General features: G+C 71.8%; 15 protein-coding genes. 12 read left to right on the top strand and 3 right to left on the bottom strand.

Going from position 1 to position 14,197, the window contains the following annotated elements:
• Nucleotides 1-180 precede the first annotated feature (180 nt).
• Nucleotides 181-831 (top strand): TetR/AcrR family transcriptional regulator, encoded by a 651-nt coding sequence (locus ACXJKF_RS10235; protein WP_456787598.1) that lies wholly within the window; start codon nucleotides 181-183, stop codon nucleotides 829-831.
• A gap of 9 nt (nucleotides 832-840) precedes the next feature.
• Here the strand turns inward: ACXJKF_RS10235 and ACXJKF_RS10230 are convergent, their stop codons facing one another.
• The gene (locus tag ACXJKF_RS10230) at nucleotides 841-1,230 is read right to left on the bottom strand and encodes a DoxX family protein (RefSeq protein ID WP_456787597.1); all 390 of its coding nucleotides are present in this window, start codon (nucleotides 1,228-1,230) and stop codon (nucleotides 841-843) included.
• A 72-nt stretch (nucleotides 1,231-1,302) separates the two neighbouring features.
• Here ACXJKF_RS10230 and ACXJKF_RS10225 point away from each other — a divergent pair, with 72 nt between their 5' ends.
• From ACXJKF_RS10225 to yjfF, 7 genes are all read left to right on the top strand, one after another.
• Nucleotides 1,303-2,097 carry a maleylpyruvate isomerase N-terminal domain-containing protein gene (locus ACXJKF_RS10225; protein WP_456787596.1) on the top strand — a complete coding sequence of 265 codons (795 nt, stop codon included), beginning with the start codon at nucleotides 1,303-1,305 and terminating at the stop codon, nucleotides 2,095-2,097.
• Between the two features lie 39 nt (nucleotides 2,098-2,136).
• On the top strand, nucleotides 2,137-2,916 hold the full coding sequence (locus ACXJKF_RS10220; RefSeq protein WP_456787595.1) for an ABC transporter ATP-binding protein: 780 nt from the start codon (nucleotides 2,137-2,139) through the stop codon (nucleotides 2,914-2,916).
• A gap of 47 nt (nucleotides 2,917-2,963) precedes the next feature.
• Complete coding sequence (locus ACXJKF_RS10215) at nucleotides 2,964-3,695, top strand: ABC transporter permease (RefSeq protein WP_456787606.1); 732 nt, start codon at nucleotides 2,964-2,966, stop codon at nucleotides 3,693-3,695.
• 320 nt (nucleotides 3,696-4,015) lie between these two features.
• Nucleotides 4,016-5,008 carry a substrate-binding domain-containing protein gene (locus tag ACXJKF_RS10210; protein WP_456787594.1) on the top strand — a complete coding sequence of 331 codons (993 nt, stop codon included), beginning with the start codon at nucleotides 4,016-4,018 and terminating at the stop codon, nucleotides 5,006-5,008.
• Between the two features lie 111 nt (nucleotides 5,009-5,119).
• Entirely contained in the window at nucleotides 5,120-6,667 is a 1,548-nt protein-coding gene (locus ACXJKF_RS10205; RefSeq protein ID WP_456787593.1) for a sugar ABC transporter ATP-binding protein, read from the top strand.
• Entirely contained in the window at nucleotides 6,664-7,713 is a 1,050-nt protein-coding gene (locus tag ACXJKF_RS10200; protein WP_456787592.1) for an ABC transporter permease, read from the top strand. Before ACXJKF_RS10205 ends, ACXJKF_RS10200 begins: the two co-directional genes overlap by 4 nt.
• Nucleotides 7,713-8,741 carry a galactofuranose ABC transporter, permease protein YjfF gene (gene yjfF / locus ACXJKF_RS10195; RefSeq protein WP_456787591.1) on the top strand — a complete coding sequence of 343 codons (1,029 nt, stop codon included), beginning with the start codon at nucleotides 7,713-7,715 and terminating at the stop codon, nucleotides 8,739-8,741. The genes ACXJKF_RS10200 and yjfF overlap by 1 nt, the downstream gene beginning before the upstream one ends.
• Nucleotides 8,742-8,863: 122 nt before the next feature.
• Here yjfF and ACXJKF_RS10190 read toward each other — a convergent pair whose 3' ends face one another.
• Nucleotides 8,864-9,499 (bottom strand): potassium channel family protein, encoded by a 636-nt coding sequence (locus ACXJKF_RS10190; protein WP_456787590.1) that lies wholly within the window; start codon nucleotides 9,497-9,499, stop codon nucleotides 8,864-8,866.
• Nucleotides 9,500-9,563: 64 nt separating this feature from the next.
• Nucleotides 9,564-10,940, bottom strand: coding sequence for a TrkH family potassium uptake protein (locus ACXJKF_RS10185; protein WP_456787589.1), 1,377 nt, complete (start codon nucleotides 10,938-10,940; stop codon nucleotides 9,564-9,566).
• 141 nt (nucleotides 10,941-11,081) lie between these two features.
• On the opposite strand from ACXJKF_RS10185, the gene ACXJKF_RS10180 reads away from it, so the two are divergent.
• From ACXJKF_RS10180 to ACXJKF_RS10165, 4 genes are all read left to right on the top strand, one after another.
• A complete protein-coding gene (locus ACXJKF_RS10180) occupies nucleotides 11,082-12,269 on the top strand; it encodes an acetoin utilization protein AcuC (RefSeq protein WP_456787588.1) in 1,188 nt (395 codons plus the stop codon).
• A 220-nt stretch (nucleotides 12,270-12,489) separates the two neighbouring features.
• The gene (locus ACXJKF_RS10175; protein ID WP_456787587.1) at nucleotides 12,490-12,717 is read left to right on the top strand and encodes a helix-turn-helix domain-containing protein; all 228 of its coding nucleotides are present in this window, start codon (nucleotides 12,490-12,492) and stop codon (nucleotides 12,715-12,717) included.
• Nucleotides 12,718-12,878: 161 nt separating this feature from the next.
• A complete protein-coding gene (locus ACXJKF_RS10170) occupies nucleotides 12,879-12,977 on the top strand; it encodes a 30S ribosomal protein bS22 (protein WP_003792170.1) in 99 nt (32 codons plus the stop codon).
• Nucleotides 12,978-13,129: 152 nt separating this feature from the next.
• Entirely contained in the window at nucleotides 13,130-14,188 is a 1,059-nt protein-coding gene (locus ACXJKF_RS10165; protein ID WP_456787586.1) for a LacI family DNA-binding transcriptional regulator, read from the top strand.
• Nucleotides 14,189-14,197 lie beyond the last annotated feature (9 nt).

Genomic DNA, 14,197 nt, shown 5'->3' with positions numbered 1-14,197 from the left:
CGCTCGAGCTGGTCGGCCCCGCCGCGGCCGTCGCGCTGGCGGTCGCGGCCGTCGCGGCGTCGCGCACCGGCGCCCACGCGGTCCGCTGGCCCACCGGTCGTGGCCCGTCCACGCTGACGGAGGTGCCGACGCAGCGCACCGCGCCCCCGGAGTCCTGAGCCCGCTCCGTACGCTGTGCCCATGTCCACGTCCACGCCTGCCGGTGCCGACGACGACGGCATCGGCCCTGCCGCCACGGCCCGCCGACGGGGTCGTCGCCCTGCCGGGGAGGACACGCGCGGAGCCATCCTCGCGGCCGCCCGGGACGAGTTCGCCGAGCGCGGTTTCGACGGTGCGAGCATCCGGTCGGTGGCGCGGCGGGCCGACGTGGACCCCGGCCTGGTCCGGCACTACTTCCGCACCAAGTCCGACCTCTTCGCCGCAGGGATCGTGCCCAGCGGAGTCGACCCGGCCGCGCTGGTCGCGCGGATCGCGGCCGGTGGCGTCGACGGGCTCGGCGAGCGGCTGCTGACCATGGTGCTGGGGATCTGGGGACAGGACGGCGGCGTCGCCCTGCGGGTGGCGTTCTCCGGCATGACGTCGGGCGAGATGCAGGCCGAGGCGCTCGCGGGGTACGTCGGCCGGGAGGTCTTCGCGCGCATCGCGCAGCTGCTGCCGCCGCCCGACCAGCAGCTGCGGGTGTCGCTGGTGGCGTCGCAGGTCGCCGGGGTCCTGCTCGCCCGGCACGTCCTGCGGCTCGAACCGCTGGCGTCGATGCCGGTCGAGGACGTCGTCGCCCTCGTCGGCCCCACGCTCGACCGCTATCTGACCGGCCCGCTGAGCACCCTGTAGGCGCCGGGGTCAGCCGGCGCGACGGGCCACGGCCACGGCCCACGCGACCAGCGGGACCTGCAGCGGCAGGCGCGCCCACGCGACGGCCGGCCTCCCGGCCCACCCGCGCGCGTCGGGCCGGGACCGGACCGCCATCGTCACGTTCCCCGGGAACACCCCCACGAGCAGGGCCGCCGACGCCCAGCCGCCGAGCCGTCGCGTGGGAGGCGCCACCAGCGCCGCGGCGCACGCGAGCTCGGCGACCCCGCTGCCCAGCACCCACGGGTCGGGATCGCCCAGCGTGCGCGGGATCAGCGGCCGGAAGATGCCGGGTCTGCGTAGGTGGAGCACCCCCGACGTGCCGAGGAGGGCGGCCAGCGCGAGGGCCGGGCCGTGCCGGCGGAGGGTGTCGGTGAGCACCCGACACCGTAGCCACGGGATCGGGCGTGGGGCACGCCGGGAACGTCGGTGGGTGTGGGTAGCGTGCGACGCATGGACTACGCACGCGTGATCGCCGACGAGTCGGCGCGGACGGCCGACGCTCTCGCGCAGGCGCCGCTCGCGGCGCAGGTGCCGTCGTGCCAGGACTGGAGCGCGGCGGACCTGGCCTTCCACCTGGGCGAGGTGCAGGACTTCTGGTCGCAGATCGTCGGGAACGCCCCCGCCGGTCCCGACGACGCGGACGACACCGAGCGCCGGCCCGACGACGACCTGGTCCCGTTCCTGCGCACGCGCACCCACGCGCTGCTGGCCGCGCTCGCCACGCACGACCCGACGGAGCCGTGCTGGTCCTGGTCGTCCACGGGCGGGACGGTGGAGTGGGTGCTGCGCCGCCAGGCGCACGAGGCGCTGGTGCACCGGGTCGACGCCGAGCAGACCGCGGGACTGCCGGTCACCGACCCGGGGGTCGAGCTCGCGGCCGACGGGGTCGACGAGATGCTCGGCGTCATGGTGAGCGGGCTGCCCACCTGGACGACGTTCACGCCCGACGGGCAGCGCATCCGGCTGCGCGCCACGGACGCCGGCCGCGAGTGGGTCGCGGCGTTCGGCCGGTTCCACGGCACGTCCCCGACCACCGGCACGGAGTACGACGAGGAGTGTGCGGAGCTCGTCGGTGAGGCGCCCTGGGAGGGCGAGGACCAGGACGTCACCGCGACCGTCACCGGCTCGGCCTGGGACCTCGAGCTGTGGCTGTGGGGGCGCGGCGGCGCCGACGGGCTCTCGGTCGAGGGGGAGCAGGCGGCCGTGGACCGGCTGCGCGCAGTGATCGTGGACTCGACGCAGTAGTCCTTGCGCCGGGGCACCCCGAGGAGCAGAATTCCCCGCATGGGGAATAATGCGATCGAGATCGTCGGCCTGCGTGTCGTGCGCGGTGGCACCCCGGTCATCCCGTCGCTCGACCTGACCGTGCCGGCCGGGCAGGTGGTCGGGCTCCTGGGCCCGAGCGGCAGCGGGAAGACCACGCTCCTGCGGGCCGTCGTGGGGGCGCAGATCGTCGAGGGCGGCACGGTGACGGTGCTGGGTCTGCCGGCGGGCTCCGCGGCGCTCCGGCGCCGGATCGGCTACGTCACCCAGTCGCCCAGCGTGTACTCCGACCTGACCGTCACCGAGAACCTCCGGTACGCGGCGGCGATCCTCGGGGTGGACGCTGCCGCCATCCGCGCGGCTCTCACCGACGTCGACCTCCTCGGGCGCGCCGACCAGTCCATCGGGGCCCTGTCCGGCGGGGAGCGCTCGCGGGTGTCGCTGGCCATCGCCCTGCTGGGACGGCCCGACCTGCTGGTGCTCGACGAGCCGACGGTCGGCCTGGACCCGGTCCTGCGCCGCGACCTGTGGGAGCTGTTCCACCGCCTGAGCCGGTCGGGGGTCAGCCTCCTCGTGTCCAGCCACGTGATGGACGAGGCGGCACGGTGCGACCGCCTCGTCCTGCTGCGCGGGGGAGCGGTGCTGGCCGACGGCCCGCTGACCGCCCTGCTCGAACGCACCGGGACGACCGACGCCGAGGCTGCGTTCCTGGCCCTGGTCGACGAGGCCGCCGCACAGGACGGCGCCGTGAGCGCCGGGCACCCCGCCACCGACGGCGCCGGGAGAGGAGCAGGGGCATGAGCGCCACGCTCACCGCGACGACCGCGCGCGACGCGCCGTCGCGCACGATGACGGTCGGGCTGACCGCAGCCACCGCGCACCGCGTCCTCACGCAGCTGCGGCACGACAAGCGGACCATCGCGCTCGTCGTCCTGCTGCCGTGCGTGCTCATCGGCCTGATCGCGTGGATGTTCCACGGCACCCCGGTGCTCGACCAGTTCGGTCCGCTCCTGGTGGGGCTCTTCCCGATGATGGTGATGTTCCTGGTCACCAGCGTCGCGACGCTGCGGGAGCGCACGTCGGGGACGCTGGAGCGGCTGATGACCCTGCCGATCGGCCGCGGCGACGTCGTCGTCGGCTACGCCCTCGCGTTCGCCGTGCTGGCGACCGTCCAGGCGCTCGTCATCGTCGGGTTCGCCGTGTGGGTGTGCGGCATGGACGTCGCCGGCCCGATCGGGCTGGTGGTCCTCGTCGCGGTGCTCGACGCCGTGCTCGGGTGCGCGCTGGGCCTGGGCGCGTCGGCGCTCGCCAAGACCGAGTTCCAGGCGGTCCAGCTCATGCCCCTGGTCCTGTTCCCCCAGCTCATCACCTGCGGGCTGCTCATGCCGCGCGACGAGATGCCGACCGTCCTCGAGTGGATCTCCCGCGTGCTCCCGCTGACCTACGCGCTGGACGCCATGCAGCTGCTGGCCGCCGGCGGTACCTGGACCGACGTGCGCGGTGACGTGGCGGTGATCGCCGGCTTCATCGTCGGCGCCCTGGTCGTCGGCKCCGCCACCCTCCGCCGCCGCACCCCCTGACCGGGCGGGCGTCTCTGCCCCCGCAGGGCGCGGGTGTGGTCCGCCGCTGCGACCCGCGCTGTGGTCTCCGGGCTGCGCCAGGGAGGCGTCGTCGTGGACCGGGCCAGGGTGTCGCCGTGGAAGCGTGATCGGAATGCAACCTGCGAACGGCGCCCCCACAGCGAATGTGAGCGCTAACATTCAGGCGAACCACCTGCTGGACCCGGGTCCAGCAGACCTTGTGCCCCCGTGCCCCGGGGTGCACGACGCGGCCCGACCGGCGTGGGTCGGGCCCGCGAGAGAGTGCGTTTCTCGAGGAGGAGAAGCAGATGGTCAGCAAGATGTTCAGGACTCGTTCGATCGCCGCAGGTATCGCGGTGCTCGCACTCGGGCTCGCAGCGTGCAGCAGCGGTGACTCCGGCGACGGGGAGACCGCAGGTTCGGACGGCGGCGACAGCGGCGCGATCACGGTCGGCTTCAGCCAGGTCGGCTCGGAGAGCGGCTGGCGTGCCGCCAACACCAAGTCGATCCAGGACGCGCTCACCGCGGACGCCGGGTTCGACCTCAGCTTCTCGGACGCCCAGCAGAAGCAGGAGAACCAGATCCAGGCGATCCGGTCGTACATCGCCCAGGGCGTGCAGTACATCGCGTTCTCCCCGGTCGTCGAGTCCGGCTGGGACAGCGTGCTCGAGGAGGCCAAGGACGCCGGCATCCCCGTCATCCTGACCGACCGCGCGGTCGACTCCGAGGACACGTCGCTCTACGTGACGTTCATCGGGTCCGACTTCGTCGAGGAGGGCAAGCGGATCGGCGAGTGGGTCTCGGACAACCTGGCCACCGAGCCCATCAACGTCGTCGAGCTGCAGGGCACCACGGGCTCCGCACCGGCGATCGACCGCAAGACCGGGTTCGAGGACGCCATCGCCGGCAACGACAACATCTCGGTGATCGCCTCCGAGACCGGCAACTTCACGCGCGCCGAGGGCAAGACGGTCATGGAGGGCTTCCTCCAGGCGTACCCCGACATCGACGTCGTGTACGCGCACAACGACGACATGGGCCTGGGTGCCATCGAGGCGATCAAGGCGGCCGGCAAGGTGCCCGGCAAGGACATCAAGGTCGTCACGATCGACGGCGTCAAGGACGGCATGACCGCCCTCGCCGCCGGCGAGATCAGCTACATCGTCGAGTGCAACCCGCTGCTCGGCCCGGACCTCGCGGAGATCATCAAGACCCTCGAGGACGGCGGCACCGTCGAGCCGCGCATCGTCACCAAGGACGAGGCCTTCGACCAGGCGGGCGCACAGGCAGTTCTGGCCGACCGCCAGTACTGACCTCACAGCCTCTCACTGGCTCGTCAAAAGCTGCCCGGGGGGACCTCCGCGTCCCCCCGGGCAGCACCGCCCTGCCGGTACCGTGAGACCGGCGCGGACGAAAGGTCGACGATGACCGACACAGCAGTCACCACGCAGGACCCGGCCCCCATCGTCGCGATGACCGGGATCTCCATCACGTTCCCCGGGGTCAAGGCGCTGGACGGCGTCGACCTCCGGCTGTTCCCGGGCGAGGTGCACGCCCTGATGGGCGAGAACGGCGCCGGGAAGTCCACCCTCATCAAGGCCCTCACCGGCGTGTACACGATCGACTCCGGGTCGATCGTCGTCGACGGCGAGGAGCGCACGTTCGCCGGTCCCGCGCAGGCCCAGGCCGCGGGGATCAGCACGGTCTACCAAGAGGTCAACCTCTGCGACAACCTCTCGGTCGCGGAGAACATCATGCTCGGCCACGAGGTGCGCCGGGCCGGGGTCGTCGACTGGCGCCGCACCCGCAGCGCGGCGCGCGAGCACCTGCGCACCATGAACCTCGACATCGACCCGAAGTCGTCGCTGTCGTCCCACTCGCTGGCCGTGCAGCAGCTGGTGGCGATCTCGCGCGCGATGGTCGTCGACGCCCGGGTGCTCATCCTCGACGAGCCGACGTCCAGCCTGGACGCGGACGAGGTGGCCCGGCTGTTCGACGTCGTGCGCGCGCTGCGCGACCGCGGCGTCGCCATCCTGTTCGTGTCCCACTTCCTCGACCAGGTGTACGAGATCAGCGACCGGATGACGGTCCTGCGCAACGGCACGCTGGTCGGCGAGTACCGCACGGCCGAGCTCGACCGCGTCGAGCTCGTGCAGAAGATGATCGGCCGTGCGCTCGCCGTGCTCGAGGAGCTCGAGGAGGCCCCGAAGCGGTCCGTCGCCGAGCGCTCCGACACGCAGCCGTTCGTGCAGGCCATCGGTCTCGGCCGCAAGGGCACGATCGAGCCGTTCGACCTCGACGTGTACGCCGGTGAGGTCGTCGGGCTCGCGGGCCTGCTCGGCTCGGGTCGGACCGAGCTGGCGCGGCTGCTCTACGGCGCCGACCACGCGGACATGGGCGAGCTGCGGGTCGAGGGGAAGGCCACGAAGATGCGGACCCCGCGCACCGCCCTGGCGCGCGGCATCGTGTACTCCTCGGAGAGCCGCAAGACCGAGGGCATCGTCGGTGACCTGACGGTGCGCGAGAACATCGTGCTCGGCCTGCAGGCCGACCGCGGCTGGCTGCGCCGGATCTCCAGGCGGAAGTCCGACGAGGTCGTCAACCGCTACATCGAGGCGCTCGGCATCCGCCCGGCCAACCCCGAGGCGATCGCCGGCAACCTGTCCGGCGGCAACCAGCAGAAGGTGCTGCTCGCGCGCTGGCTCGCCACCGCCCCGAAGCTCCTGCTCCTCGACGAGCCCACGCGCGGGATCGACGTCGGCGCCAAGGCCGAGATCCAGAAGCTCGTGGCCGACCTCGCCGCGCAGGGGATGGCCGTCGTGTTCATCTCCGCCGAGCTGGACGAGGTCCTGCGCCTGTCCCACCGCATCGCGGTGCTGCGCGACCGCCGCAAGGTCGCCGAGATCACCAACTCCGACGACGTCACCACCGACGACGTCGTCCACCTCATCGCGAGCGGAGGAACGTCATGAGCTCCGTCATGAGCTCGGCCGGCGCCGTCACCCGGCACCGGTTGTTCTGGCCGATCGTGGCCCTGGCCGTGCTGGTGCTGGCCTGCGTGCTCAAGTCGAACACCTTCCTCAACATCACCGTCCTCGACGGGCACCTCTACGGCGGCCCGATCGACATCGTGCGGCGCTCCAGCGTGCTGCTGCTCGTGGCCCTGGGCATGACGCTCGTCATCGCGACGCGCGGCATCGACCTGTCCGTCGGTGCCGTCATGGCGATCGCCGGGGCGGTCGCCCTGTCCCAGATCGCGGCGTCGGACAACCCCGAGTCGCTCACCGTCGTGCTGTCCGCGCTCGGCAGCGCGGTGCTGGTCTGCCTCCTGATCGGGGTGTTCAACGGGTTCCTGGTCGCGGTCGTCGGGATCCAGCCGATCATCGCGACCCTGGTGATCATGACCGCCGGCCGGGGTATCGCGATGCTCATCACCGGCGGCCAGATCACCACCGTGAACAGCGAGCCGTACCACACGATCGCCACCGGCTACTGGCTGGGGCTGCCCGTCGCGGCGCTCATCGCCGGGTTCTTCTTCGTCGCGATGGCGCTCATCACGCGCCGCACGGCGCTCGGGGTGCTCATCGAGTCGGTCGGCATCAACCCCGTCGCCTCCCGGCTGGCGGGTGTGCGGGCCCGGACCATCATCTGGACCGTCTACATCCTGTGCGCGTTCTTCGCGTGCGTCGCCGGGTTCATCCGCAGCTCGGACATCATGGCGGCCGACGCCAACAACGCCGGCCTGTTCATCGAGCTGGACGCCATCCTGGCGGTCGTGATCGGCGGCACCTCGCTGGCCGGCGGCAAGTTCTCGCTGGTCGGCACGCTGGTCGGTGTCCTCGTGATCACCACGCTGACGTTCTCGGTGACCATCCTGGGCATCCCCGCCAACGCGGTGTCCCTGTTCAAGGCGCTCGTCGTCATCCTCGTCTGCCTGCTCCAGTCGCCTGTGGTCCGCCACAAGCTCCGCGCACGCAAACGTGCCACCGCTCCTGCTCCCGTGGAGGTCCCGGCCTGATGGCGACCGACCAGCTCACCTCCCCGAAGGCACCCGCCGACGCGCGGCCGTCCCTCGGCTCGCGCGTCCGCAGGTTCCGCATCGACGAGCGCTACCTGCCCGTCCTGGGCACGGTGGTCGTCCTGATCGCCATGCTGGCCATCGGCGGCTCCCGGTACGAGAACTTCCTCACCGGCCGCGTCATCGCCAACGTGCTCATCAACAACTCGTTCCTCGTGGTGATCGCCGTCGGCATGACGTTCGTGATCCTCACCGGGGGCATCGACCTGTCGGTCGGCGCCGTCGTCGCCCTGTCGGGCTGCGTCGCGGCGTGGATGTTCACGCACGGCTACAGCGCTGCCGTGGCGATCCCGCTCGTGATCCTCGTCGGCACCGTCATCGGCCTCGTGGTCGGCGTGATGGTCCACGTGTTCGAGATACAACCCTTCATCGCCACCCTGGCCGCGATGTTCCTGGCGCGCGGCCTCTGCTACATCGTGGCGCCGGAGTCCATCCCGATCACCGACCCGACGATCGTCGCGCTCGCCCGCACCCGCTGGGGCACCGAGGACGGCCTGGTCATCACGCCCAGCGGCGTCATCGCGCTGGCCGTCGTGGCCATCGCCTTCGTGACGCTGCACTACACGCGGTTCGGCCGCACGGTGTACGCGATCGGCGGCAGCGAGCAGTCCGCGAAGCTCATGGGCCTGCCCGTGGCGCGCACCAAGGTGCTCGTCTACGTCATCAGCGGCACCTGCGCAGGGCTCGGCGGTCTGCTGTTCGCGATCTTCTCGCGGTCCGGCTACGCGCTGACCGGTGTCGGCATGGAGCTCGACGCGATCGCCGCGGTCGTCATCGGCGGCACCCTGCTGACCGGTGGCAGCGGCTTCGTCCTGGGCTCGGTGCTCGGCGTGCTKGTGCTGGGCCTGATCCAGACCATCATCACGTTCGAGGGCACCCTGAGCTCCTGGTGGACCAAGATCTTCATCGGCGCCCTGCTGCTGATCTTCGTGGTCCTGCAGCGCATCCTGGCGATCCGGCGCCGCTGACGGCCGGCCGGCCGGCCATCCGAGATCGTCACGACGAGCGCGGCAGTCGCGACTGCCGCGCTCGTCGTGCACCGTCTGCGGACCACGCGGCCCGCCCAGCGATGCGGGTGGCCCCGGAGGGCTCAGGGGCGGGCCGCGAAGCGCTCCAGCAGGTCGGCGTGGCCGGAGACGATGATGAGGTCGTTGGTCGACAGGCGTGTCTCCGGGGTCGCGTAGACGAAGTCGATGCCCGGGCTCTTCACGCCGATCACGGTCACGCCGTAGCGCTCACGCACCTTCGACTGCGCGAGCGTGAACCCCTGCGTCTCCTTGGGCGGGCGCATCTTGACGATGGTGAACCCGTCCTCCACCTCGATGTAGTCGAGGAGCTTGCCGGACACCAGGTGGGCCACGCGCGCGCCGGCGTCGGCCTCGGGGAGCACCACGTGGTGCGCACCGATGCGCTGCAGGATGCGCGCGTGCTCGTTGCTGACGGCCTTGGCCCAGATCTGGGGGACCCCGATGTCCACCAGGTTGCCGGTGATCAGCACCGACGCCTCGAGGTAGGACCCGACCCCGACGACGGCCACGGGGAACTCGCGCGCACCGAGCTGCTCGAGCGCCTCGGGGTTGGCGGCGTCGGCCTCGACCAGCGCGATGCGGCCGGCCCACTGGGCGACGAGCTCGGGGTTGCGCTCGACGGCGAGCACGTCCTGCCCGAGGCGGTCCAGGGTCGCGGCGATGGCGGACCCGAACCGGCCGAGCCCGATGACGAGCACGCCCGAGTCCTTCTTCGGCGTGCGGGGTGCGTTCTGCGTCCCTTTGAGGGAGTCGCCAAACCTGTCAGCCAATGATCGGCCTCTCTTCTGGTAGCCGGATCACCCGACGACGGTTGCGCAGCGCGAGCGCGGCCGCAAGCGTCATCGTGCCGGTCCGGCCGATGAACATGAGCACGGTGAGCACGTACTTGGCGCCGTCGGGCAGCCCAGGGGTGATCCCCGTGGACAGTCCGCAGGTGGCGAACGCCGAGATGACCTCGAAGAGCACCCGGTCCAGGGTGAGTCCGGTCATGGCCAGGAGCAGCAGCGAGGAGACGAGCACGAGCGTCGCGGAGACGAGCGAGACGGCGATCGCGACCTGGAGCGCCTCGCGCGGGATCCGGCGTCCGTACGCCTCGACGTCCTTGTCGCCGCGGCCCTCGGCCAGGATCGCGAGCAGCATCACGGCGAGCGTCGTGACCTTGATGCCGCCCGCGGTCGACGCCGAGCCACCACCGACGAACATGAGCGCGTCCATGAGCAGCCAGGTGCCCTCGTGCATCTCGCCGATGTCCACCGTCGAAAATCCGCCGGAGCGGGGCATGACACCCGCGAACAGGGACGCCAAGATCGTGGCGCTGGGACCGAGCGGCTKGAACGTSTCCGGGTTGGTCCACTCGAACGCCGCCACGAGGACCGACCCCGCCACGACGAGCGCGAGGCTGGTGGTCACGGTGAGCTTCGAGTGCAGGCTCCACCGCCGCGCCTCGCGCAGGTGCCGGGCCACGTTGAGGATCACAGGGAAGCCGAGAGAGCCGATGAAGACGCCGATGATGATCGGCATCAGCACCCACCAGTCGGACACGAACGGCTCGAGTCCGTAGGGCGTGGGCACGAAGCCCGCGTTGTTGAACGAGGAGATCGCGTAGAAGACGGAGTGCCACGCGGCCGCACCCACGCGCTCGTCGAACATGAGGAACCGCGGGAACAGGACGAGCGCGATGATCAGCTCGAGCGCGACGGACGTGATGATGACGGTCCGGATCAGCGACCCGACCTCGCCCAGCCGCGTCTCCTTGGTCTCCGACGACACCAGCAGCCGCTGCGTCAGGCCGATGCGGCGGGAGACGGCCATGCCGAGCAGCGACGCCAGCGTCATCACCCCGAGGCCGCCGATCTGGATGGCGATGAGGATGACGACCAGGCCCCACGCCGACCAGTACTCGCCCGTGGGGACCACGACCAGGCCGGTGACGGTGCTGGCCGAGGTGGCGGTGAACAGCGCGTCGACGAACGGCGCGCGCTGTCCGCTGGCGGTCGCCCACGGGGCGGACAGGCCGAGCGTGACCAGGCCGATCACCAGGCCGAACACGCCGAGCGCGAGCCGGGCGGGGGACTGCCGTGCGGAACGGTCGACGATCTCGCGCGCCCGCCACGCCACGCCCGGGCCACCCCGCGCCATCACACCTCCCGCAACCGGCCGGCGCTCGCCGGTCGGGGCAACTCTGGCACGCCCCGGGCGTGTGGTTCGACCCGACAGGCGTGCGGCAGGGATCGGGCCAGTCGGATCGACATCGGCAGCGCCGGGTGCGACGGTGAGCGCATGACGTCGTCTGCACCCGTGCGCGTGGTCTGGTCGCGCGAGATGCTCGCGTACGACTTCGGCCACGGGCACCCCATGACGTCCGAGCGGCTGGACCTGACCATCCGGCTGGCGGAGGCGCTCGGCCTGCTGGTCGGCGACGACGTCGAGCTGGTCGGCGCCGAGATGGCCTCGGACGCCCTCCTGCAGACCGTCCACACGCCCGCGTACGTGGCCGCCGTGCACGCCGCGTCGACGGACGGCACCGCGGATCCCACGTTCGGCCTGGGCACGTCCGACGACCCCGTGTTCCCAGACATGCACGAGGCGTCCGCCCGCGTGGTGCAGGGGTCGGTCGACTCGGCGCTCGCGGTCTGGGAGGGGCGCGCGCTGCACGCCGTCAACGTCACCGGCGGCCTGCACCACGCGATGCCGGCGTCGGCGTCGGGGTTCTGCGTGTACAACGACGCGGCCGTCGCCATCCGCGCGCTCCTGGACGCGGGTGCGACGCGCGTGGCCTACGTGGACGTCGACGCGCACCACGGCGACGGAGTCCAGGCGGTCTTCTGGGACGACCCGCGCGTGCTCACGGTCTCGGTGCACGAGACCGGGCAGGCCCTGTTCCCGGGGACCGGTCACGCTCGCGAGACCGGGGGACCGGGCGCGGAGGGGTCGGCCGTCAACGTCGCGCTCCCGTCGGGCACCGGCGACGCCGGCTGGCTGCGGGCGCTGGACGCCGTCGTGCCGGCCGTGGTGCGCGCGTTCGACCCGGACGTGCTGGTCACGCAGCACGGCTGCGACACGCACCTGCTGGACCCCCTGACGCACCTGCGGGTGAGCATCGACGGGCAGGTGCGGGCGGCGCACCTGCTGCACGACCTGGCGCACGAGGTCGCGGACGGCCGCTGGGTGGCGCTGGGTGGGGGCGGGTACGCCGTGGTCGACGTGGTGCCGCGGTCGTGGACGCACCTGCTGGGCATCGCGACGCACCACCCGGTCGAGCCCGGGACGCCGGTCCCTGACGCGTGGCGTTCCCTGGTGCGGGAGCGGTACGGGCGGCTGGGTCCCGACGTGATGACCGACGGCCGGGACGCGCGGTTCAGCCCGTGGTCGGCCGGCTACGACCCGGGCGACGACGTCGACCGGTCGATCCGCGCCACCCGCGCGGCGGTCTTCCCGTCCCTGGGCCTGGACCCGGACCACGACTGATCCCTCCATCGTGGCCGTGCCGGGTGACGAACCCGACAGGGGTGCCGGAATCGCCTCCAGATCGGCAGCCCGGTCGGGTTCGGCGCCTGGCGACTGGGCCGGATGAGGGAAGTCCCATGGGTCTCCTCTATCCCACGTGTCCCACGCGCCACTACGCTGGTCCGGCACCCGCAGGGTGGGTGCGCGGGCCCGCCGCGCGCCGGGCGGAACGGAAGCGGACATGAGCGAGCAGCGGGACCAGCCGGGCCGCACGCGATTCCTCACGGTGCTCGAGGTCGCCGACGTCATGCGCGTCTCCAAGATGACGGTCTACCGCCTGCTGCACTCGGGCGAGCTGCCCGGGGTCCGCGTCGGCCGCTCGTTCCGTGTCCCGCAGGACGCGCTCGACCACTACCTGGCGACATCGCCGGCTGTGGAGGCGCGCGAGCAGGATCGCCGATCGTCCTGAGACGACCGCGCGTCGCTCGGAGCCCTGGTGATCGCGTAAGGTAGAGCCTCGGACTTTGTTCGTGCGTGGTCGACTCGGTAGCACTCGATCTCTTCTACGCGTCGATCGACCACCAGAACGGCCCGTCGTCGGGCCTCCACCGGAAGCGAAGTGAGGACCCCATGGGCTCCGTCATCAAGAAGCGCCGCAAGCGGATGGCCAAGAAGAAGCACCGCAAGCTGCTGCGCAAGACGCGTCACCAGCGTCGCAACAAGAAGTGAGCCACGGCGGCCGTGAGGTCGCCAGCTCCGACGAACGGGCCCGGCACCTGCCGGGCCCGTCGTGTTTCCGCCGACACGCTTCTACAACGATGTAGAGTTGCGGCGGTCTGGGACTCTGTCCCTCGGCAGGGGCGCGCACCAGGGAGACAGCGATGAGCACGGCCAAACGGGGATCCGCAGTGACGATGCACGAGGTCGCCGCGCGGGCGGGGGTCTCGATCAAGACCGTCTCCAACGTGGTGAACGGGTACCAGTACATCCGGCCCGCCACCAAGGAACGGGTCGAGGCCGCCATCGCGGACCTCGGGTACCAGGTGAACATCTCGGCGCGGAACCTGCGTCGCGGGCGGACCGGCCTCATCGGCCTCGCGGTGCCGGAGCTGTCGCTGCCGTACTTCGCGGAGCTCGCCGACTCGGTGATCCGCGCTGCCGAGGCCCGTGGTCTGACCGTCCTCATCGAGCAGACGGGGTCCGTGCGCGAGCGCGAGCTCGACGTGCTCTCCGGGCAGCGCCGGCACCTCACGGACGGCCTGATCTTCTCCCCGCTGGCGCTCGGGCCGCAGGACGCCGCGGCGCTGCACGTCGACTTCCCGATGGTGCTGCTGGGCGAGCGGATCTTCGGCGGCCCGGCCGACCACGTGACCATGAACAACGTCGAGGCCGCCCGTGCCGCCACGCAGCACCTGCTGGACCTGGGGCGGCGACGCATCGCGGTCGTGGGCGCCCACGAGGGCGAGACCATGGGATCGGCCGCGCTGCGCGTCCAGGGCTACCGGCAGGCGCTCCAGGAGGCCGGTCTCACGGTGGATCCCGCGCTGATCGGTGAGGCGGGKCTGTGGCACCGCGCGACGGGCGCCGAGACGATGGAACGTCTGCTGGACTCCGGCGTCGAGATCGATGCCGTGTTCGGGCTGAACGACGCCCTCGCCCTGGGCGCTCTGCACGTGCTGCACGCGCGCCGCATCGACGTGCCGGGGCAGATCGCGGTCATCGGCTTCGACGACATCGAGGAGACCGCCTACTCCTCACCGACGCTGACCACGGTGTCGCCCGGGCGGGAGCAGATCGCGACGACGGCCGTCGACCTGCTGCTCGCGCGCATCGACGAGCTCGAGCCCGACAAGCCGTTCGTGCAGGTCATCACCGACTTCGAGATCATCGGCCGGGAGTCGACGCTGGGGGAGCAGGCGCCACCCGCGACCGCCGGCTGAGCCTGCACT

The sequence above is a fragment of the Cellulomonas sp. P5_C5 genome (genome assembly GCF_054049655.1).
Note: the sequence above shows the minus strand (reverse complement) of the source record. Positions and strands in the feature narration are given on the sequence as shown.

Bases quoted from the DNA above. Each gene is read 5' to 3' on its own strand.
- ACXJKF_RS10180 (WP_456787588.1), top strand. From the start codon at position 11,082: ATGACGTCGTCTGCACCCGTGCGCGTGGTCTGGTCGCGCGAGATGCTC.
- ACXJKF_RS10170 (WP_003792170.1), top strand. From the start codon at position 12,879: ATGGGCTCCGTCATCAAGAAGCGCCGCAAGCGGATGGCCAAGAAGAAG.
- ACXJKF_RS10210 (WP_456787594.1), top strand. From the start codon at position 4,016: ATGTTCAGGACTCGTTCGATCGCCGCAGGTATCGCGGTGCTCGCACTC.
- ACXJKF_RS10220 (WP_456787595.1), top strand. From the start codon at position 2,137: ATGGGGAATAATGCGATCGAGATCGTCGGCCTGCGTGTCGTGCGCGGT.
- ACXJKF_RS10205 (WP_456787593.1), top strand. From the start codon at position 5,120: ATGACCGACACAGCAGTCACCACGCAGGACCCGGCCCCCATCGTCGCG.
- ACXJKF_RS10175 (WP_456787587.1), top strand. From the start codon at position 12,490: ATGAGCGAGCAGCGGGACCAGCCGGGCCGCACGCGATTCCTCACGGTG.
- ACXJKF_RS10235 (WP_456787598.1), top strand. From the start codon at position 181: ATGTCCACGTCCACGCCTGCCGGTGCCGACGACGACGGCATCGGCCCT.
- ACXJKF_RS10225 (WP_456787596.1), top strand. From the start codon at position 1,303: ATGGACTACGCACGCGTGATCGCCGACGAGTCGGCGCGGACGGCCGAC.
- ACXJKF_RS10200 (WP_456787592.1), top strand. From the start codon at position 6,664: ATGAGCTCCGTCATGAGCTCGGCCGGCGCCGTCACCCGGCACCGGTTG.